The organism is Enterobacter sp. ZOR0014 (assembly GCF_000798855.1).
In the GTDB taxonomy this organism is placed as follows: Bacteria; Pseudomonadota; Gammaproteobacteria; order Enterobacterales; family Enterobacteriaceae; genus Enterobacter; species Enterobacter kobei.
Map to the genome: position 1 here is coordinate 1 of NZ_JTLF01000246.1, position 19,102 is coordinate 19,102.

Sequence of the window (19,102 nt, forward strand, 5' to 3'; positions counted from 1 at the left end):
CCCCGAAAAAGGGCCAGTCAGTTGCTTAACTGACTGGCATTACAACTGAAGTTGCCGTTTTGCTTTTATCTTACGCCTGCCATACGTTTCTTACCGATAAACACCCAGCCCAGCCCCAGCGCGATAAACCACAGCGGCGTAACAATCAGCGCCTGACGGGTATCATCTTCCAGCGTCAGCAGCACCAGCACGAAAACGAAGAACGCCATGCACACCCAGCACATCAGCTTGCCCAGCGGCATCTTGTAGATCGACTTCTCATGCAGGTGTGGACGCTGTTTGCGGTACACCAGGTACGAGCAGAGGATAATGGTCCAGACGAACATAAACAGGATTGCAGAGACCGTGGTGATCATAGTGAACGCGCCAATCACGCTTGGGTTCACGTAGAGCATGACCACACCGCCCAGCAGGCACATGCAGGAGAAAGTCAGCCCTTTCGCCGGTACCGCACGCTTAGACAGTTTCGCAAAGGCGCTCGGCGCCACGCCCTCCTGCGCCAGACCAAACAGCATACGGCTGGTTGAGAACACGCCGCTGTTCGCGGACGACGCCGCAGAGGTCAGCACGACGAAGTTAATCAGGCTTGCCGCAGCGGGCAGCCCTACCAGCACAAACAGTTCAACGAACGGGCTCTTGCTCGGCACCACGGAGCTCCACGGCGTCACGGACATAATGATGATCAGCGCGAAGACGTAGAACATGATGATACGAACCGGAATCGAGTTAATGGCGCGCGGGAGAGACTTCTCGGGATCTTTAGTTTCGGCCGCCGTGGTTCCCACCAGCTCAATGCCCACAAACGCGAACACCGCAATCTGGAAGCCGGCAAAGAAGCCGCTGATGCCTTTCGGGAACCAGCCACCGTCATTCCACAGATGGGTAAATGATGCCTGTACGCCGGTTGGCGACTGGAAGTGCGTCAGTACCATCACCAGGCCCACAACAATCAGCCCCACGATAGCGACAATCTTGATCATCGCGAACCAGAACTCCATCTCACCGAACATTTTTACGGTGGCGAGGTTGAGGCTCAGCAGCAAAGCGATAACCGCCAGCGAGGCCACCCAGTCTGACAGTCCCGGGAACCAGAACTGTGCGTAGGCGGTAATCGCCACGACGTCCGCCATACCGGTAACAACCCAGCAGAACCAGTAGGTCCAGCCGGTGAAATAGCCTGCCCATGGACCGAGCAGGTCAGACGCGAAGTCGCTGAAGGATTTGTATTCGAGGTTCGAGAGCAGCAATTCACCCATTGCCCGCATCACGAAGAACAGCATGAAACCAATGATCATATAAACGAAGATGATCGACGGCCCGGCAAGACTGATGGTTTTGCCTGACCCCATAAACAGCCCGGTCCCGATGGCCCCACCTATGGCGATAAGCTGAATATGACGGTTTGTGAGATTGCGCCGTAGCGACTGTTCAGACGTCGCCTCTTCTGCAGCGGCGACTTTGACCTGATCTACCATGTAATTTTTCCTGTTTATGCCTGTCTGTGTTGTTAAGGCTCTTCTGGCCTTTAAATACGTCAAAAGATGACGTTCCCCTTGTAAGGGCTTATCGATATTAGGTAAGAATCGGCGGGATGAATACTATGATTTAGATATTATGTTAATAATATGTTGAAAGTGAGTGTCATATCACTCATACAGCGCGAAACAGCTCACAAAAATACACGCAAAAGTTTCGTTTGCAAGATAAAATATTGATAACGTCGTAACTATAGGTTTTATCACTATTTTCCTCTCCCCGAACGGAGAGAGGAAATAAGAAAAGTCGATTACAGGATTTCCAGCAGCTCGACTTCAAATACCAGGGTGCTGAATGGCGGGATGGATGCGCCAGCACCACGCTCGCCGTAAGCCAGGTTGTGCGGAATAGTCAGTTCCCATTTGGAGCCAACTGGCATCAGGGTCAGCGCTTCAATCCAGCCTGCGATCACGCCGTTGACCGGGAATTCTGCCGGTTCGCCACGCGCCACGGAGCTGTCAAACACGGTGCCGTCGATCAGTTTACCGGTATAATGTACGCGAACGTGGTCGGAACGTGCCGGGATTGCGCCGTCGCCCTGGTTGATCACACGGAACTGCAGGCCAGACTCGGTGCTGTTCACGCCTTCACGCTCACGGTTCTCTTCCAGATATTTCACGCCTTCGGCCGCCATCTCTTCGAAACGCGCGCGACGCACAGCGTCAGCACGTTCATGAATTTCACGCAGTGCGCGGTGTACAACGTCAACCGGAACAGCGGGCTGTTTACCTTCCAGCGCGTCAGCGATACCCGCCACCAGCGCTTCTGGTAACAGACCTTCCAGGCCGGATTCGCTCAGCTGCTGTCCTACCTGCAAGCCGATACCGTAACTTGCCTGCGCTTCGATAGTGTCAAAAGTCGGGGTGGTCATGGGTTTTCCTTCCATCACATTTAAAGTAGCGGGCAGCATAGCAGCCATGCCCTTATGGGTAAAACTTTGTCTGAAGTTAAGGTGACAAACCGCGACGAAACAGAAACAATAGAGACAACCAGGATTAATCCCGAACTGATGTCACGGATGTCGGGTTTGCTACGCCGTTCAGGCAGTTAGCAAACTATACTTCGATGCACAGGATAAAAAAGACGCGGAGCAGGAGGAGAGCCATGCCCGGGCGATTTGAACTGAAACCTACCCTGGCGAAAATCTGGCAGGCGCCGGACAATTTTCGCATTATGGACCCGCTGCCTCCCCTGCATCGCAGAGGGATTATCATTGGTGCGCTGATGGTGATCGTAGGCTTCCTGCTTCCTTCCGGCGGTGATGATGTCGATACCGCCCCTGTCACCCGCAATGCACAACTGGATATTCAGTCGCAAACGCGGCCGCAGCCTGATGCACAGCCGATGCAAACGCAGCTGGTGACCCCTTCGAACGATCCGGGTCAGGTCGCGCCGGTTGAACCGGAACCCGTCCTGGAAGATCAGGCTCAAACCTCCGCCCCGGTAGAGCAGCAGGCTCAGCAGCCTACGGGCATTGAGCAGCAGTGGCGCTCCTATCGCGTCGAGCCGGGTAAAACCCTGGCGCAGCTTTTCCGCGATCACAACCTGCCGCCGACTGACGTGTATGCCATGGCGAAAGTAGAAGGTGCGGGTAAGCCGCTCAGTAACCTGCAGAATGGCCAGATGGTACAGATTCGTCAGAATGCCAGCGGTGTGGTGACAGGCTTAACGATTGATACAGGAAATGGTCAGCAGGTGCTGTTTACCCGCCAGCCGGACGGCAGTTTTGTCCGGGCGCGTTAAAGACCCGGTTCTTTAAAAAGCAAAACGCCGGCACAAGGCCGGCGCTTCAACGTGAGCAGAGTAAAAAATTACTCAGCTACAACGTTAACAACCAGTTTAGCGAACACTTCGCTGTGAACCTGGAAGTCAACTTCGTGCTCACCAGTGGTACGCAGAACGCCGTTCGGCATGCGAACTTCGCTCTTAGCCACTTTAACGCCTGCTGCAGTCACTGCATCAGCGATATCGCGGGTACCGATGGAACCGAACAGTTTACCTTCGTCGCCAGCTTTAGACGCGATGGTAACGGTGCCCAGTGCGTTGATTGCTTCAGCGCGAGCGTTAGCAGCCGCCAGAACGTCAGCCAGTTTGGCTTCCAGTTCAGCACGACGTGCTTCGAAAAACTCTACGTTTTTCTTAGTAGCTGGAACAGCTTTACCCTGTGGAACCAGGAAGTTACGAGCGTAACCCGCTTTAACGTTTACCTGATCACCCAGGCTGCCCAGGTTTGCTACTTTATCAAGCAGAATAACTTGCATTACCTTATCCTCTTAAAGTCGTATTAATGGACCGTGCCCGATTACTGATGACGATCAGTGTACGGCAGCAGGGACAGGTAGCGAGCGCGTTTGATAGCGCGAGCCAGCTGACGCTGATATTTTGCACGAGTACCGGTGATACGGCTTGGGACAATCTTACCGCTTTCGGTGATGTAGTTTTTCAGCGTTGCGATATCTTTATAGTCGATCTCTTGAACGCCTTCCGCGGTGAAACGGCAGAACTTGCGACGACGGAAATAACGTGCCATATGGCTAGTCTCCAGAATCTATCAAATCAATCTGCTCGGCATGCAGAACCATTTTGCTCAGGCCGTTCTTTGCCTTGTGGCAAGAGATGAACCCCTGAACGATTACTGCGCTACCGACCGTTAAACTGTGAGTAATGGCCTGGTTTTCGTGTCCGCTAATAATAACGGGCATTTGGCACCACGCCTGCCGGTGAAACCCGGCTTCCTCTTGCACAGAACGATGCTCAAGCACGAACTGGCAATGCGGAATTCCTGATGGACTGACCTTTCGAAGGGGAGCCCTGCATACGATGCCGGACAACGCCAGACGGTTGGTCATCAGAAATTACTCTTCAGAATCCCCAGCATCAGAATCATCTGCGGTTTCGTTTGCGAAATCATCGCGACGCTCACGGCGCTCGTCTTTCGCTTTAACCATCGGAGATGCTTCGGTAACTGCGTTTTTGGTACGCATAACCATGCTGCGGATAACGGCATCGTTGAAGCGGAAGGTAGTTTCCAGCTCATCGATCACTTCCTGCGGCGCTTCAACGTTCATCAGAACGTAGTGTGCTTTGTGCAGTTTGTTGATCGGGTAAGCCAGCTGACGGCGGCCCCAGTCTTCCAGACGGTGGATCGTACCTTCTGCACCAGTGATGGCAGCAGAGTAACGCTCGATCATACCCGGAACCTGTTCGCTCTGGTCAGGATGGACCATAAAAACGATTTCGTAATGACGCATCGAATTGCTCCTTACGGATTATTCAGCCTCCTGTCTGGGTCAGCCGAGGCCCGGGGAGGCAAGGAACGTGTTAAAGGTCGGCTGAAAAATTGACGCGTCATAATACTTGCGCGCCCCTGGAAACTCAAGCTGATTGCACAAATAATTCGCACAAAGCGTAAAGCGGGTCTAAGTGGGTGATTTAAAATTGAACACACCAGGAAGCGTTGTTTTTTTGAACAACTGCATCAGAAATGGTCACGCATCCCCGCCGTATGAATGATTACACTTTAATCAGAGAACACCTGAATTAAAGAAGGAGTATCCCCTCTCTCACAGCACGCAGTCGTGGAGCGCATATCATGAAAAAAATCGCATTAGCCATTATGGCTGCGCTTTTGCTCAGTGCAAACGCGATGGCAGCCATCAAAATAGACGGCCGGCAGGCCAGGAACATGGATGATGTGCAAAGCTTAGGCGTAATCTATATCAATCATAATTTCGCCACTGAAAGCGAAGCAGATCAGGCACTAAATGAAGAGACCGATGCCCAGGGCGCAACCTATTACCACGTGATGCTAATCCGTGAGCCCGGCAGCAACGGCAATATGCACGCCAGTGCAGACATTTACCGATAACGCTTTAACGCTAGCACCAGGAAAGCCAACAACGAGAACATAGCCATAGTTTACGTTGCCCCCTGCCCGGGGGCTTTTTTTTGTAAATGGCTCTGAAATACCACCGGTTACAACTGTTTTTCGGTATTCCAGAGCACTTATTTACTTCTGCCCGTAATAGGCATTCGGGCCGTGCTTGCGCATGAAATGCTTGTTCATCAGGTAATCATCAATCCCCTGAAGCTGTGGATTAATGTCGCGGGCAATCCACGCCATTTTGGCCACCTCTTCCATCACCACAGCATTATGCACCGCGTCGTGAGCATCTTTACCCCATGAGAACGGACCGTGTTGGTACACCACAATTCCCGGCGTATGCAGCGGTTCTGACTCACCCAGCGTTTCGATAATCACCTTGCCGGTGTTGAGCTCGTACTCGCCTTCCACCTCGGCCTGCGTTAACGCGCGCGTGCAGGGAATATCCCCGAAGAAGTAATCCGCGTGCGTCGTGCCCAGCGCCGGGATGGCAAGCCCAGCCTGTGCCCAGGCGGTGGCATGGGTTGAGTGGGTATGCACTACCCCGCCGAGGGAGGGATAACGTCGATAAAGCGCCAGATGGGTAGCGGTATCCGAAGAAGGACGCCACTGTCCCTCTACGACGTTTCCTTCAAGGTCCACGACAACCATATCGTCGACCTTCATGGTCTCATACGCCACTCCGCTGGGTTTAATGACGATGAGGCCGCGCTCTCGGTCAATCGCGCTGACGTTACCCCAGGTGAACGTTACCAGGCCATAGCGCGGCAAATCCATATTGGCTTCAAAGACCTGCTGTTTAAGCTTAAGCATGTTCCACCTCCAGCAAACCTGCTCGCGCCATACGCTCGCGCACCCAGTCCCGCGCGTTTGCCACTTCCGCTGCCGGGTCGTCAGACGTCTCGCTCCACATCTCAATCAGGTAAGGCCCGCAATACCCTGTCTGCTTGAGCGTCTCGAAGCATCGTTCGAACTCCACCACCCCGGTGCCGAACGGTACGTTTTTAAACACGCCTGGACGGGTATCTTTGACGTGCACCGCCACGATATGCCCGATGCCCGCCTGCAGCTCCATCTGCACGTCGTTATCCCATGCCGACAGGTTGCCGATATCCGGATAGAGCTGGAACCACGGATTATTCAGATAGTGCGCGTAGCCCAGTGCCTTGCTGATGGAGTTCATTAACGGGTAGTCCATGATCTCCATCGCCAGCGTCACCTGCGCGCGGCTTGCCATTTCAACGCTCTCTTTCAGACCGTCACGGAAACGACGGCGCGTTTCATCGTTGGCTTCCTGATAGTAAACGTCATAACCCGCCAGCTGGATCACACGGATACCGACATCCTGAGCAAAGCGAATGGCTTTGCGCATGATCTCCAGCCCCTGCGCCCGCACGGCATCATCTTCGCTGCCGAGGGGAAAACGACGGTGAGCGCTCAGGCACATGGACGGCACGCGCACGCCCGTTTCGGCAATGGCGCTCACCAGCGCCAGACGTTGCTCGCGGCTCCAGTCGAGGCGAGAGAGGCGTTCATCCGTCTCATCCACTGACATTTCGACAAAATCGAAACCCAGCTGCTTCGCCAGCTGTAACCGCGCCAGCCAGCACTCCCCCGCAGGGAGTGCCTTTTCATAGATGCCAAGCGGAACCTGTTTTGACAACATACCCGCTCCTTAGCCCCAAAGCTGAGCGATTGAGCGTTTGAACTGACGCGCTGCTTCCACCGGAGACGCCGCGTCACGGATGCTACGACCCGCGATAAAGACGTGAATCGGGATACCCTTGAACAGCGGCAGATCTTCCAGCGCCAGGCCACCGGTCACGGTCACTTTGAAGCCCATTTCGGCCAGACGTTTAATCGCGCTGATGTCCGCGTCGCCCCACGCCACGCCAGCGGCCTGCGCATCACGGCTGCGGTGGTACACCACCTGCTGGATCCCCGCATCGCGCCACGCCTGTGCCTGCTCCCAGGTCCAGAAACCGGTCAGTTCAATCTGCACGTCGCCGTTAAACTCTTTTGCCACGTCCAGCGCGCCTTTAGCGGTATTGATATCCGCGCAGCAGATCACGGTGACCCAGTCGGCGTTGGCTTCAAAACACATGCGGGAGAGGATTTTGCCCGCGTCAGCGATTTTGGCATCAGCCAGTACGATTTTGTGCGGGTAGAGCGCCTTCAGGTCACGAACGGCGCGAACGCCTTCGCCCACGCACAGAATGGTACCCACTTCAATGATGTCTACCTCTTCGGCGATCAGGCGGGTGGTTTCATAAGCATCGGACAGCGTCTGGTTATCCAGCGCAACCTGCAACATTGGTAATGACATGTTCAATTCCTCTTAAACGGCCGCCGCAGTGGCGTTATCAATTAAATCCAGCACTTCCTGCGCGGTACGGCAGGCGCGTAAACGGTCAAAATTGGCTTCATCATCAAACAGATTGACGATCTGCATGATGCCCACCTCCTGGTGGGTATTTGCATCGACGGCAGCCATGGTGATCAGGATATCGACCGGGTCGTTATCTTCATGGTTGAAGACCAGCGGCGTTTTCAGCGTGACCAGCGCAAAGCCGGTTTTCTTCACGCCCTCTTCCGGGCGGCCGTGCGGCATAGCCAGCCCCGGGGCAATCACAAAATAGGGGCCGTGCTGCGCCACGCCATCCAGAATGGCCTGGTAATAACGCGGCTCGACAACGTCCGCCTTAACCAGCAGATCCACGCTCAGCTTCACCGCTTCCTGCCAGGTGCTGGCGTCAGCCTGCAAAAGGATGGAGTCATTCTCTGCCAGCGAATCTCGTAGTTTCATGTCGGGTCCTTACTTCACGTCTTGTGGGAAGTGTTCTTTGATCACTTCCAGCAGTTTTGGTCCGAAATCCGCAGGCGACAGCATGTTGCGCACGCCCACCACATATTTGTTGCCCGACACGCTAATCTCGCCGGCAATGTGAGTTGACGCGATGATGATGTCTGCGCCGTTCAGCTCACTTTTGTATTCACCCACTGCGCAGCTGTTTACCGTGTGGTCGATGTTTGACTGGGTTAAAAACTGGTCCACTTTCATCTTCATGATCATGGAGCTGCCTTGCCCATTGCCACACACAGCCAGGATACGTACGGTCATAATCTAAACTCCTTAGTGAGCAGAAACTTCTGCTGTTTGTTTTTCTGCATCTTCTTCTGCTCGCAGCGAACGGCCAGCGAAGAACATATAAGCCAGTGCAATCAGGATGATGACGGCCATAAAGACCAGCCCGACGGACGCAAAGCCCTGCATCATCGGCGGCGCCAGGATTGACCAGTCCGCCATGCCCATCCAGGCGCTCATACCGGTGAGCTTGACCGCCCACACGCAACCGAAGATTTCCACCATCCCCATCACCAGGCAGATCTTGAGCGCTGCACGCCAGCCGCCGAAGTGGTTAGCAAAGACGCCGATGGTGGCGTTGGAGAAGAACATCGGGATAAAGCCAGGAATAATCAGGATTGAGGAGCCGCAGGCCACCAGGATACCCACCGCAATCAGCTGGCCGACGGTGCCCCACATAAAGCCCCAGACGACGGCGTTTGGCGCGAAGCTATAGATGGCCGCACAGTCAATTGCCAGAACGGCTCCCGGGATCAGGCGCTGAGAGATGCCGTTGAAGGCTTCAGAGAGCTCGGCGACGAACATACGCACGCCCTGGGTGATAATGAAAATGGCCACCGCGAAGGAGAAACCGGTCTGCAGGATATAAATCGTCCAGTGCGTTTTGCCCGCCATCGCCTGCACAACGTCAATGCCAAAGGAGAGCAGAATGGCGCCGAAGAACAGGGTCATCACAATCGCCGTCGAGACGATGTTGTCGTGGAAGATATTCAGCCAACCGGGCATCTTGAGGTCTTCAACGCTCTCCTCTTTTTTCCCTAGCCACGGCGCAACTTTATAAGCAACCCAGGCCGCAAACTGCTGCTGATGGCCGATGGAGAAGCCACAGCCGTCGGTCACTTCCTGGGTCGGCTTGTACATCATGTTGGAGGTGATGCCCCAATAGAGCGAGACCAGCACCGCGGTGCAGATAATCGTGGTCCACATTGGGTAACCGAAGATATAGAGAGAAACCGCGATCAGACCCGCCTGCTGGAACATGATGTGACCGGTAAGCATGATGGTGCGAATACCGGTAATGCGACGCAGCAACACGTAGATAATGTTCAGCGCCAGCGCGAGCAGAACCGCGTAACCCACCCAGCTGTAGGCGTCACCCATGCGGTCAATCGTGGCCATCATAGAGGCATAAGTATCGGAAATTGCACCGTTTATACCGTAGACCTCCGCCATTTTGGCGACGACTGGCTTAAACGTGCTGGTCAGGATGCCTGACCCCGCCTGCAACAGCATAAAACCGATAATGGTCTTAATCGTGCCTTTGATGATCACGCTGACGCTTTTACGCAGCAGGATGTAACCCAGGCACGTCACGATACCCAGCAGCAGCGGGGCGTTGGTCATTACCTGATTGAAGAAAACGGTAAAGACGTTGTAGAGGATCTCCATAACTCTCTCCAGAAATGAGAACACGAGGGGCAATCCCTGTGTGGTTGGTGTCATCACTCTAGTAATCACAAATAATCATCACAAGATTGAATTTGATTATTTGTGACGCATCACGCAAATTATTTCCATGGTGTTAGTAATGATTTTCACTACCGCACAAACAAAATGAATTATTCTTTATAATTCATGTAATTAATCATTAACAGCGGATAGTCTAACAAGGATAAAGCGAAGTATCTGTGATATCGCACAGTTAAAATTACGCACTTTTGTCATTGCAAAGCACGTCAAATGGTGCCAGAGTTAATCACAACAAATCACCATATGATTACTTTTGATTAAAACCAGGAGTCAAAACGATGAGTAAAGTGAACACCATCACCCGTGAATCATGGATTCTGAGCACCTTCCCGGAGTGGGGTAGCTGGCTGAACGAAGAGATCGAACAGGAACAGGTTGCTCCTGGTACTTTTGCCATGTGGTGGCTGGGCTGCACCGGTATCTGGCTGAAATCCGAGGGTGGCGCCAATATTTGCGTCGATTTCTGGTGCGGCACAGGCAAACAGAGCCACGGCAATCCGTTGATGAAAAAAGGCCACCAGATGCAGCGCATGGCCGGCGTGGAAAAACTGCAACCGAACCTGCGTACCACGCCGTTTGTGCTCGATCCTTTTGCCATTCGCCAAATCGATGCCGTGCTCTCCACCCACGATCACAACGATCATATTGACGTGAACGTGGCGGCGGCAGTAATGCAAAACTGCGCGGACGACGTGCCGTTTATCGGGCCGCAGACCTGCGTGGATCTCTGGATTGGCTGGGGCGTGCCAAAAGAGCGCTGCATCGTGATGAAACCGGGCGACGTGGTGAAAATCAAAGACATTGAAATTCACGCTCTGGATGCCTTTGACCGTACCGCACTGATTACGCTGCCGGCTGACCAGAAAGCCGCAGGCGTTCTGCCGGACGGCATGGACGAGCGCGCCGTCAACTACCTGTTCAAAACCCCTGGCGGTTCCCTGTACCACAGCGGCGACTCACACTACTCCAACTACTACGCGAAGCACGGTAATGAGCATCAGATTGACGTGGCGCTGGGCTCCTACGGCGAGAACCCTCGCGGCATTACCGACAAGATGACCAGCGCCGATATGCTGCGTATGGCGGAGGCGCTGAACACTAAGGTCGTGATTCCGTTCCACCACGACATCTGGTCAAACTTCCAGGCCGATCCGCAGGAAATTCGCGTGCTGTGGGAGATGAAAAAAGACCGCCTGAAGTACGGATTCAAGCCATTTATCTGGCAGGTAGGCGGCAAGTTCACCTGGCCGCTGGATAAAGACAATCTTGAGTACCACTACCCACGCGGTTTCGATGATTGCTTTACTATTGAGCCAGACCTGCCGTTTAAGTCCTTCCTCTGATTATCCGGCCACATCGCCAGACCCTGAGTCTGGCGATTTCATATTTATTTTAGTAATTTCACGCTATTTCAAATATCATCTTTTCAAATCAATTCTTATCGGAATAGCTCATGACGGAAGCGCAACGGCATCAAATTTTACTGGAACTCCTGGCGCAAACAGGGTTTATCACCGTCGAGAAAGTGATCGAACGTTTAGGCATCTCCCCCGCCACCGCGCGGCGGGACATTAACAAGCTGGATGAGAGCGGCAAACTGAAAAAAGTCCGCAACGGTGCAGAAGCCATCAGCCAGCAGCGTCCACGCTGGTCGCCAATGAATATCCATCAGGCGCAGAATCACGATGAAAAGGTGCGGATCGCCAGAGCCGCCTCACAGCTGGTGAACCCGGGTGAGAGCGTCGTCATCAACTGCGGTTCTACGGCATTTTTGCTGGGCCGCGAGATGTGCGGCAAGCCGGTGCAGATCATCACCAACTACCTACCGCTCGCCAACTATCTTATCGACCAGGAGCATGACAGCGTGGTGATCATGGGCGGCCAGTACAATAAGAGCCAGTCCATCACCCTTAGCCCCCAGGACAGTGAAAACAGTCTTTACGCCGGGCACTGGATGTTTACCAGCGGCAAAGGCCTGACTGCAGACGGTTTATATAAAACCGATATGCTGACTGCGATGGCCGAACAAAACATGCTGAACGTTGTGGGCAAACTCGTCGTGCTGGTCGACAGCAGTAAAGTCGGTGAACGCGCAGGCATGCTGTTTAGCCGCGCAGAACAGATCGACATGGTGATCACCGGCAAAGGGGCTAACCCCGAGATCCTCCAGAAACTGGAAGATCAGGGCGTTAAAATCCTGCGGGTTTAAAGGTGCTGGCGGAAAAACGCCACCGTGGCCTCCAGCGCCGCTGGCGTAATGCGGTGGCGGACGCCCGATTCCCACAAACAGGTCAGATTGCCGTCCAGTCCTTCACGCTTTAGCGCCTGCTGCAGGCGAAAGGTGCCGTCAGGCGGTACCACGTCATCTGCGTCACCGTGCCACAGCAGAAGCGGACGATCGGCCACGCGCGGCAGTGCGCGAGTCACTTCCCAGTCAGCCAACCTCGCCGTCATTTCCGTCAAATCTTGCGGGGGAAAAAGCGTCTTCGCCAGCGACGTAAAGTAGCCGGAGCCCATCAGACAGGCGACGGATCTCACTTCAGGATGATGCGTCATAATCCCCAGCGCCGTCATGCCGCCCATCGAGGCCCCGGCAACCGCCAGCCGGTTATCGGCCACCAGCCCTGCGTCATAAAGCGCATCGCGCAGCCCGGAAAACTCGGTCAGACTGCCGTGCAGAATGGGCCAGAACTGACCAAGCCGCGCCTGTTCATCCCCCGTAAAGCGCGCACCGTGATCGGGGGCATCCGGCATGACGACACGAAAACCGGCCTGCGCCAGCGCCACCGCAAAATAACTGTAAACCAGCTTTGACGAGGTAAATCCATGATAAAAAACCACAACTGGCAGCGGTTTATCACGTTTCCCCGTCGGCATGGCGTGTAAAATTTCATGGTCGCCGAGACGGCGTATTTCAATTTCAATCATTGTCGACCCTGTACGAATGAATGATTCATAATGTTGAGAACTGGGTTACGGTTTCAGGCTATTTTCATTCGAAAATTACGCCCCAGATAACACTTCGGGAACATTCCCCCAAAACGAAATTCGCAGACAACTACACTATGGCTATCAGGAAAAGAGATATGGTTATGCACAGGTTTGCAGCTTTATTGCTGGTGCTTCTTCTCAGTGGCTGTAGCGCACTGCAGGGAACGCCGCAACCCGCTCCCCCGGTTGCCGATCACCCGCAGGAGATTCGTCGTAATCAGACAGAAGGATTACAACGAATGGGCACCGTCTCCGCGCTGGTTCGCGGTTCTCCGGATGACGCAGAAGAGGCAATAAAGGCACAAGCCGTCGCCGCCAAAGCAGATTATTACGTCATTATCATGGTCGATGAAACCATCATTACGGGGCAGTGGTATTCACAGGCCATTTTATACCGTCAGTAATGGTTTTCCTTTGAACGACATTTACACTGCTTTGCGTCCATAGACATTTTCCTGTCCACAATAAACTCCATGCCCGCATCAATGGAAAGGAGTTTATTCGCGAAGGATTGCCCGGCGGATACCGGAGATATGTGAAATGGAGCTGACGATGAAACGAACTCTTGCTTTGACCTCTCTGTTGCTCTCAGCAGGCCTGGTGAGCACCACCGCGCAGTCAGCAGAATTTGCCAGCGCGGATTGCGTTACAGGTCTGAATGAAATAGGCCACATCTCCGTCAATAACATTTCGGGGAGCCCGCAAGATGTTGAACGTATCGTGGCATTAAAAGCCGATGAACAGGGTGCCTCATGGTATCGCATCATCCAGATGCAGGAAGATAACCATGTCGACCACTGGCGGGTACAGGCCATTCTCTACGTCTAAGAACCTTCCTGATAAAAACCACTTATTTTTAGTGGCTTTTCGTTTTTGCAAATTTTTTATCTTTTACAAAACCATATAAAAACAACTAAATAACATTTTGTTACATTAATTTAGTAAACGTAATCCCCGCTCTGCCGTTGAAGAACCATACCTTTTCAATGATGAGCAATTTATGATCAATTTTTTCCGCCGTGCGGGCCTCGGGACAAAGCTATCGCTGCTGACGGGCGTCAGTGTTGCCGTGCTGTTTCTGCTTTTCACTTTCCTGCTCAGCCAAAAAGCCAGCCAGCAGCTTGAAGCCCTCGCGGTAGAAGACCTGCATAACCAGTCCACCGGTATGGTCGATATGGTGCAAATGTTCAACACCAGCCTGAGTGAAGAAGTCGAAAGCTATACCAGACTGTTTACGACTTTTTTGCCCCAGCCATTTAGCGTCGATACGCTTCAGACCCGGACAATTAACGGGCTCAATGTTCCTCTGCTGAAAGGCGGGGAAACGGAACTCCATGAAAATACCACTTTTTCTGACGACTTCCTGAACCGAACGGGAGCCATCTCCACGCTATTTGTTCGCAGCGGTAACGACTTTATTCGCGTCGCCACTTCCCTGCGTAAAGAGAATGGCGAGCGCGCAATGGGGACCGTTCTGGATACCTCCAGCCCGGCCTTTGCCGCCGCCAATAAAGGTGATGTCTACCGTGGCCTGGCGCTGCTGTTTGGCAAACGCTATATCACCCAGTACCAGCCGGTGAAAAACGCCGAAGGTCAGGTCATTGCGATCGTCTTTGTCGGGGTGGACATTAGCCACTCCTGGAACGTCATGCGCGAGAAAATCCTCAACCGCCGCCTGGGCGAGAGCGGTCACTTCTTCGTGCTGGATCGCAGCAACGGCAAAACACGCGGGCAATACCTGTTCCACACCACGGAAGAGGGACAACTGCCGAAGTGGGACAGCGCGACACAACAGCAGCTTCTGGGTGATAAACCCGGCACCCTGGAGCGCATAAGTGTCGACGGACGGACGCTGAAAATGGCCTATACCCCGCTACCCGGCTGGAACTGGACTATCGTGGGCGAAGTGGATAAGTCAGTGCTGCTTTCAAGCGTCACCGCCATGCGCGATCGCTTCCTGCTGGCCGGTGTGGTCTTGTCAGTCCTCTTTGCAGGCCTGTTCGTGGTCCTTATTCGCCGTATGCTGACGCAACCGCTGCGCAACGTGATTCAGCTTGCACGGCAGTATGCCGACGGCGATCTTCGCTCCAGCCTGCCCGTGACGCGCCGGGACGAGGTCGGACAGCTGATTGACGCCATTAACGGCATTGGCGGCGGGCTGCAAAAAATTGTTCTGCAGGTTCGCGAGGCAGCAGGTGAGATCCAGACGGGGACTAACGCGCTGGCCTCCGATACCGGCGAGATCTCAGAGCAGATCAACAAGCAGGCCAGCAGCGTGGAGGAGACCTCAGCCAGCATGGAGCAACTGGCCGCGACCGTACAGCAAAATGCCGCCAACATGGAGCAAACGCAGCAACTGGTGTGTGAAACCTCACGCGCGGTTCACCAGGGGGGTGAAACGGTAACCCATGCGGTTGCCACGATGGATGACATTCGCGAAGCGTCAAAACGTATCGAAGATATTACCCGCGTGATTGAGTCCATCGCGTTTCAGACCAATATTCTGGCGCTGAATGCGGCGGTAGAAGCGGCACGTGCAGGCGAGCACGGAAAAGGTTTTGCGGTGGTTGCCCAGGAAGTTCGCGCGCTGGCGGGCCGGAGCGCCAACGCGGTGAAAGAGATAGAACAGCTGATTGGCGATACGCTGAGAAAAGTGAGCGAAGGTCACGCGCTGTCTGAACAGACGCGTCTGGCTATGGATTCCATCATCGTTCATATCGATAACATCAGCCAGCTGGTCACCGAAATTAACCACGCATCGCGCGAGCAATCCGCGGGGATTGGCCAGGTGAATCTCGCCATGACCCACATTGGTGAAGCGTCACACATCAACGCCGATCGCGTCTCGCGCAGCGAACAAACCGCACACACGCTGCGCGAGAAAGGTTTACACCTTACCCAACTGGTCAGTCTGTTCCAGCTTAAACGCTAGCCAACCCTGCCCGTGGCGCGCAGCAGCAAATCGCTTTGCACCTGCTCGCTCATCAGCGTACCGCCACGGGTATCCAGCATCATGCGGCACCACGCCTGCGCCACGGGCGGCGATGCGTGCCGCAGCATCTGGCTCCCGGCCCCCAGCAAGAAAAGCTGCTGCGCGATCTCCCGCCCCTGCGCCTCCTGTGGTTTACGCAGCTTTTGCTGAAGCTGGCGCCAGCTGCGGTCAAAGTGTCTGTCCTGCCCTTTGACCTGCGCAAACTCATCGGCCAGCAGGTCGTGGATCCCCGGCTGCTTCGTCAGCACGCGCAGCACGTCCAGGCACATGATATTGCCTGAGCCTTCCCAGATACTGTTCACCGGCATTTCGCGATACAGGCGGGGAAGCTCACTCTCCTCGCAGTACCCTACGCCGCCCAGCACCTCCATTGCCTCTGCCACGAACGGGATACCCGCTTTGCAGACGCTAAATTTCGCGGCCGGAGTAAACAGCCGTGCCCAGGCCGCCTCTTGCGGATCCACGCGTTTATCCCACGCGCGGGCGAGACGGAACAGCAGTGCCGTTTGCCCCTCTAGCATCAGCGCCATGCGGCTTAAAACCTCACGCATTAACGGCTGATCGATGAGATTTTTACCGAAGGTTTGCCGCTGATGAGCGTGGTACAACGCCACAGACAGCGCCCGGCGCATTAAACCATGGCTGCCCAGCGCGCAGTCGAAGCGCGTCAGACCGCCCATTTTGAGGATCTGCCGTACCCCTTCCCCTTCTTCTCCCAGCAGCCAGCCGGAGGCATCAAGAAACTCCGCCTCGCTGCTCGCGTTGGAGCGGTTCCCGAGCTTGTCCTTCAGGCGCTCCAGCCGTACGGCGTTACGTTGTCCGTCAGGTAAAAAGCGCGGGACAAAAAAGCAGGATAATCCACCTTTTGCCTGAGCCAGCACCAGATGCGCATCACTCTGCGGGACGGAGAAAAACCATTTATGGCCTACCAGACGGTAGCTACCGTCGCTGCATTTTTCCGCTTTGGTGGTGTTGCTCAGGACATCGGATCCCCCCTGCTTTTCCGTCATCCCCATGCCGATCAGCAGCCCGCGTTTTTGCCCACCCGGCACGAGATGGGGATCGTAGCGATCGCTCATCAGCGGCGTTAACCATGCATGAAACGGTTTAGGTAGCGACTGTTGCAACAGCGGCGTGGCGGCGAAGGTCATGGTGACGGGGCAAAGCGTGCCGGCTTCAACCTGCGCATGCAAAACAAACCGGGCCGCTCTGGCCACAAAGGAACCTCTTCGCGCCTCCTCTTCCCACGCCAGGTTATGTACCCGGTTGGCACAGAGCCCCTGCATCAGCAGGTGCCAGGCGGGGTGAAAGCGAATATCGTCCAGCCGCTCTCCGGTGGCGTCGTAGCGTAACAGCTCCGGTGGGTTGACGTTGGCCAGCCTGCCCAGCTCCAGCGACTCTGCGGTCCCTAACTGCTGCCCGATACTGGCGAGCAGCTCGCTATCCCACTCGGCCCCCTCGCGGGAAACCGCGTCACGCAGGGCGCAGTCGGAGAGGAAAAGGTTGCTGTTTGAAAGCGGTGCCGGTTGATTGAAAACGGTATGGGTCTGCCAGTGCATGCTGTCTCCCTCCTTCAGTGGCAATGAGGATAAGTATGGACAGGCCGCGTGCACGCTGCATGGGAGGGGGGTCACAAGCTGGCGATCCCGCTGATATCATTCGTGAAATAGCTCACAGAACATAAGAATAAACTATTTCATCACTTCGCTTTTGTTGAATAATTTATTCTTACCCCTTTCAGTGAGGATCGTTATGCAACCGGATGCGCACAAGCGAGCATTAATTGCAGGCTCCATTGGTAACTTCATCGAGTGGTATGAGTTTGCGGTCTACGGTTTTATGGCGACCGTGATTGCCAGGAACTTCTTCCAGCTCGAGGGAGAAGCGGGACTGACCAGCCTGATCCTCACCTGGGCCTCGTTTGCTATCGCGTTCTTCTTCCGTCCCCTGGGTGCGGTGGTATTTGGCCGCATCGGCGACAGGATTGGCCGGAAACCGACGCTGATCATTGTGCTGGTACTGATGACGCTCGCCACCACAGCCATTGGTCTTGTGCCCGTCTACGCCAGCATAGGCATTGCCGCACCGCTGATCGTTACGCTGCTGCGCATTTTGCAGGGATTGTTCGCAGGCGGAGAGTACGGTGGTGCAGTTTCGTTGATGACAGAGTTCGCTCCACGCGGCAAGCGCGGTCTGTATGGCGCGTGGCAGTCCTTTACCGTGGCGCTCGGGCTGCTAGCGGGCGCGGGGATTGTGGCACTGCTCTCCGCCCTTCTCACGCCTGAGGCATTACATGACTGGGGCTGGCGTATTCCATTCTTCCTTGCGCTGCCGATGGGGGCTGTCGCGCTATGGCTGCGTGTGAGTATGGAAGAGACGCCGAGCTTTGTGCAGCAGAAGGAAAAACCGGTTGTGGCTCAGGCCAGCACCTCCGCCACGCTCAAAACGATTCTGATGGGCATTTGCCGGGTTATGGTCTGGTCGGCGGCAGGGTATACCTACCTGGTGATTATGCCGACCTATCTCCAGTCGGCGCTACACACAGGGTTTAATCAGGCACTGCTGATAGCGGTGATTTCGAATATCGGCTTTGCGCTGACCATCATCCCCTCGGGTATCCTGAGCGACAAGATTGGCCGCCGCACGGTGATGATGATTGCTACCGCCCTGCTGCTGCTGCTCGCCCTGCCGCTGCTGAAAATGTTGCAGGCTGAGTCCGCCACGCTGGCCGTTAAAGCGATGGTGGTGCTAATTGCGGGCGGTCTGGTGGGGATGCTGGCAGGACCGGGGCCGGCTATGCTGTCTGAAATGTTCCCGACGCGCGTGCGTTATACCGGCCTGGGGCTGGCGTATTCCCTGTCAAACGCGATCTTCTCGGGCTGTGCGGGACTGATTATTACCGGATTAATTAAAGAGACGGGCAACCTGAATATTCCGGCATATTACGTGATGGCAACGGCGGTAGTGAGTATTTTCGCGCTGATGACGCTGCGAAAGGATGACCATTTGCGGTCGTTAGAGGAGTGAGGTTGTCACCGTCTGGTGCCCTCACCCCGGCCCTCTCCCACGGGGAGAGGGAGAAAAC

22 protein-coding genes are annotated in these 19,102 nt (G+C 54.8%); 8 read left to right on the plus strand and 14 right to left on the minus strand.

The window, feature by feature from the left end; all coding sequences use genetic code 11:
* Nucleotides 1-65: 65 nt before the first annotated feature.
* Together cycA and fklB are read right to left on the minus strand one after the other, a co-directional pair.
* Complete coding sequence (gene cycA / locus L977_RS12935) at nt 66-1,475, minus strand: D-serine/D-alanine/glycine transporter (RefSeq protein WP_014882247.1); 1,410 nt, start codon at nt 1,473-1,475, stop codon at nt 66-68.
* A 311-nt stretch (nt 1,476-1,786) separates the two neighbouring features.
* On the minus strand, nt 1,787-2,407 hold the full coding sequence (gene fklB / locus L977_RS12940; RefSeq protein WP_047625911.1) for an FKBP-type peptidyl-prolyl cis-trans isomerase: 621 nt from the start codon (nt 2,405-2,407) through the stop codon (nt 1,787-1,789).
* Nucleotides 2,408-2,640: 233 nt separating this feature from the next.
* Here fklB and L977_RS12945 point away from each other — a divergent pair, with 233 nt between their 5' ends.
* Nucleotides 2,641-3,279, plus strand: coding sequence for an OapA family protein (locus L977_RS12945; RefSeq protein WP_047625913.1), 639 nt, complete (start codon nt 2,641-2,643; stop codon nt 3,277-3,279).
* A 68-nt stretch (nt 3,280-3,347) separates the two neighbouring features.
* Here the strand turns inward: L977_RS12945 and rplI are convergent, their stop codons facing one another.
* The 4 genes from rplI to rpsF are packed head-to-tail and all read right to left on the minus strand — an operon-like array spanning nt 3,348 to nt 4,787.
* Nucleotides 3,348-3,797 (minus strand): 50S ribosomal protein L9, encoded by a 450-nt coding sequence (rplI, locus tag L977_RS12950; RefSeq protein ID WP_006810372.1) that lies wholly within the window; start codon nt 3,795-3,797, stop codon nt 3,348-3,350.
* 41 nt (nt 3,798-3,838) lie between these two features.
* Nucleotides 3,839-4,066, minus strand: a complete 228-nt coding sequence (rpsR, locus tag L977_RS12955) for a 30S ribosomal protein S18 (RefSeq protein WP_000135199.1) — start codon at nt 4,064-4,066, stop codon at nt 3,839-3,841.
* Between the two features lie 4 nt (nt 4,067-4,070).
* Nucleotides 4,071-4,385 (minus strand): primosomal replication protein N, encoded by a 315-nt coding sequence (gene priB / locus L977_RS12960; RefSeq protein ID WP_008502895.1) that lies wholly within the window; start codon nt 4,383-4,385, stop codon nt 4,071-4,073.
* Nucleotides 4,386-4,391: 6 nt separating this feature from the next.
* The gene (rpsF, locus tag L977_RS12965; protein ID WP_014068637.1) at nt 4,392-4,787 is read right to left on the minus strand and encodes a 30S ribosomal protein S6; all 396 of its coding nucleotides are present in this window, start codon (nt 4,785-4,787) and stop codon (nt 4,392-4,394) included.
* A gap of 341 nt (nt 4,788-5,128) precedes the next feature.
* Between rpsF and yjfY the strand changes: the two genes are divergently transcribed.
* Complete coding sequence (gene yjfY / locus L977_RS12970) at nt 5,129-5,404, plus strand: DUF1471 family protein YjfY (RefSeq protein WP_014882245.1); 276 nt, start codon at nt 5,129-5,131, stop codon at nt 5,402-5,404.
* A 141-nt stretch (nt 5,405-5,545) separates the two neighbouring features.
* Here yjfY and L977_RS12975 read toward each other — a convergent pair whose 3' ends face one another.
* From L977_RS12975 to ulaA, 6 genes are read right to left on the minus strand one after another with little or no spacing between them, the layout of a single operon-like run.
* Nucleotides 5,546-6,232, minus strand: a complete 687-nt coding sequence (locus L977_RS12975; protein WP_045268849.1) for an L-ribulose-5-phosphate 4-epimerase — start codon at nt 6,230-6,232, stop codon at nt 5,546-5,548.
* On the minus strand, nt 6,225-7,085 hold the full coding sequence (locus L977_RS12980) for an L-ribulose-5-phosphate 3-epimerase (protein WP_014882243.1): 861 nt from the start codon (nt 7,083-7,085) through the stop codon (nt 6,225-6,227). The genes L977_RS12975 and L977_RS12980 overlap by 8 nt, the downstream gene beginning before the upstream one ends.
* 9 nt (nt 7,086-7,094) lie before the next feature.
* The gene (ulaD, locus tag L977_RS12985; RefSeq protein ID WP_032637676.1) at nt 7,095-7,745 is read right to left on the minus strand and encodes a 3-keto-L-gulonate-6-phosphate decarboxylase UlaD; all 651 of its coding nucleotides are present in this window, start codon (nt 7,743-7,745) and stop codon (nt 7,095-7,097) included.
* Nucleotides 7,746-7,757: 12 nt separating this feature from the next.
* Nucleotides 7,758-8,225, minus strand: a complete 468-nt coding sequence (gene ulaC / locus L977_RS12990; RefSeq protein WP_014882241.1) for a PTS ascorbate transporter subunit IIA — start codon at nt 8,223-8,225, stop codon at nt 7,758-7,760.
* Between the two features lie 9 nt (nt 8,226-8,234).
* A complete protein-coding gene (ulaB, locus tag L977_RS12995; RefSeq protein ID WP_003856022.1) occupies nt 8,235-8,540 on the minus strand; it encodes a PTS ascorbate transporter subunit IIB in 306 nt (101 codons plus the stop codon).
* A gap of 12 nt (nt 8,541-8,552) precedes the next feature.
* A complete protein-coding gene (ulaA, locus tag L977_RS13000; protein WP_047625914.1) occupies nt 8,553-9,953 on the minus strand; it encodes a PTS ascorbate transporter subunit IIC in 1,401 nt (466 codons plus the stop codon).
* A 359-nt stretch (nt 9,954-10,312) separates the two neighbouring features.
* On the opposite strand from ulaA, the gene ulaG reads away from it, so the two are divergent.
* Both ulaG and ulaR read left to right on the plus strand, forming a co-directional pair.
* A complete protein-coding gene (gene ulaG, locus L977_RS13005) occupies nt 10,313-11,377 on the plus strand; it encodes an L-ascorbate 6-phosphate lactonase (protein ID WP_010427455.1) in 1,065 nt (354 codons plus the stop codon).
* A 110-nt stretch (nt 11,378-11,487) separates the two neighbouring features.
* Nucleotides 11,488-12,243 carry an HTH-type transcriptional regulator UlaR gene (gene ulaR, locus L977_RS13010; protein ID WP_014882239.1) on the plus strand — a complete coding sequence of 252 codons (756 nt, stop codon included), beginning with the start codon at nt 11,488-11,490 and terminating at the stop codon, nt 12,241-12,243.
* On the opposite strand, the gene yjfP is transcribed toward ulaR, so the two are convergent.
* Entirely contained in the window at nt 12,240-12,962 is a 723-nt protein-coding gene (yjfP, locus tag L977_RS13015; RefSeq protein WP_047625915.1) for an esterase, read from the minus strand. The two genes, ulaR and yjfP, sit on opposite strands and share 4 nt — an antisense overlap.
* Nucleotides 12,963-13,099: 137 nt before the next feature.
* Between yjfP and bsmA the strand changes: the two genes are divergently transcribed.
* The 3 genes from bsmA (at nt 13,100) to L977_RS13030 (ending at nt 15,957) form a co-directional block, all read left to right on the plus strand.
* Complete coding sequence (bsmA, locus tag L977_RS13020; protein ID WP_014882237.1) at nt 13,100-13,429, plus strand: biofilm peroxide resistance protein BsmA; 330 nt, start codon at nt 13,100-13,102, stop codon at nt 13,427-13,429.
* Nucleotides 13,430-13,565: 136 nt separating this feature from the next.
* Nucleotides 13,566-13,853: a DUF1471 family protease activator YjfN gene (gene yjfN, locus L977_RS13025; RefSeq protein WP_023331857.1), complete on the plus strand. Its 288-nt coding sequence runs from the start codon at nt 13,566-13,568 to the stop codon at nt 13,851-13,853.
* A 172-nt stretch (nt 13,854-14,025) separates the two neighbouring features.
* Nucleotides 14,026-15,957: a methyl-accepting chemotaxis protein gene (locus L977_RS13030; RefSeq protein WP_047625916.1), complete on the plus strand. Its 1,932-nt coding sequence runs from the start codon at nt 14,026-14,028 to the stop codon at nt 15,955-15,957.
* Here the strand turns inward: L977_RS13030 and L977_RS13035 are convergent.
* Complete coding sequence (locus L977_RS13035; protein WP_045134422.1) at nt 15,954-17,576, minus strand: isovaleryl-CoA dehydrogenase; 1,623 nt, start codon at nt 17,574-17,576, stop codon at nt 15,954-15,956. The two genes, L977_RS13030 and L977_RS13035, sit on opposite strands and share 4 nt — an antisense overlap.
* 193 nt (nt 17,577-17,769) lie before the next feature.
* Between L977_RS13035 and L977_RS13040 the strand changes: the two genes are divergently transcribed.
* Complete coding sequence (locus L977_RS13040; RefSeq protein WP_047625917.1) at nt 17,770-19,044, plus strand: MFS transporter; 1,275 nt, start codon at nt 17,770-17,772, stop codon at nt 19,042-19,044.
* The last annotated feature ends 58 nt before the right edge of the window (nt 19,045-19,102 follow it).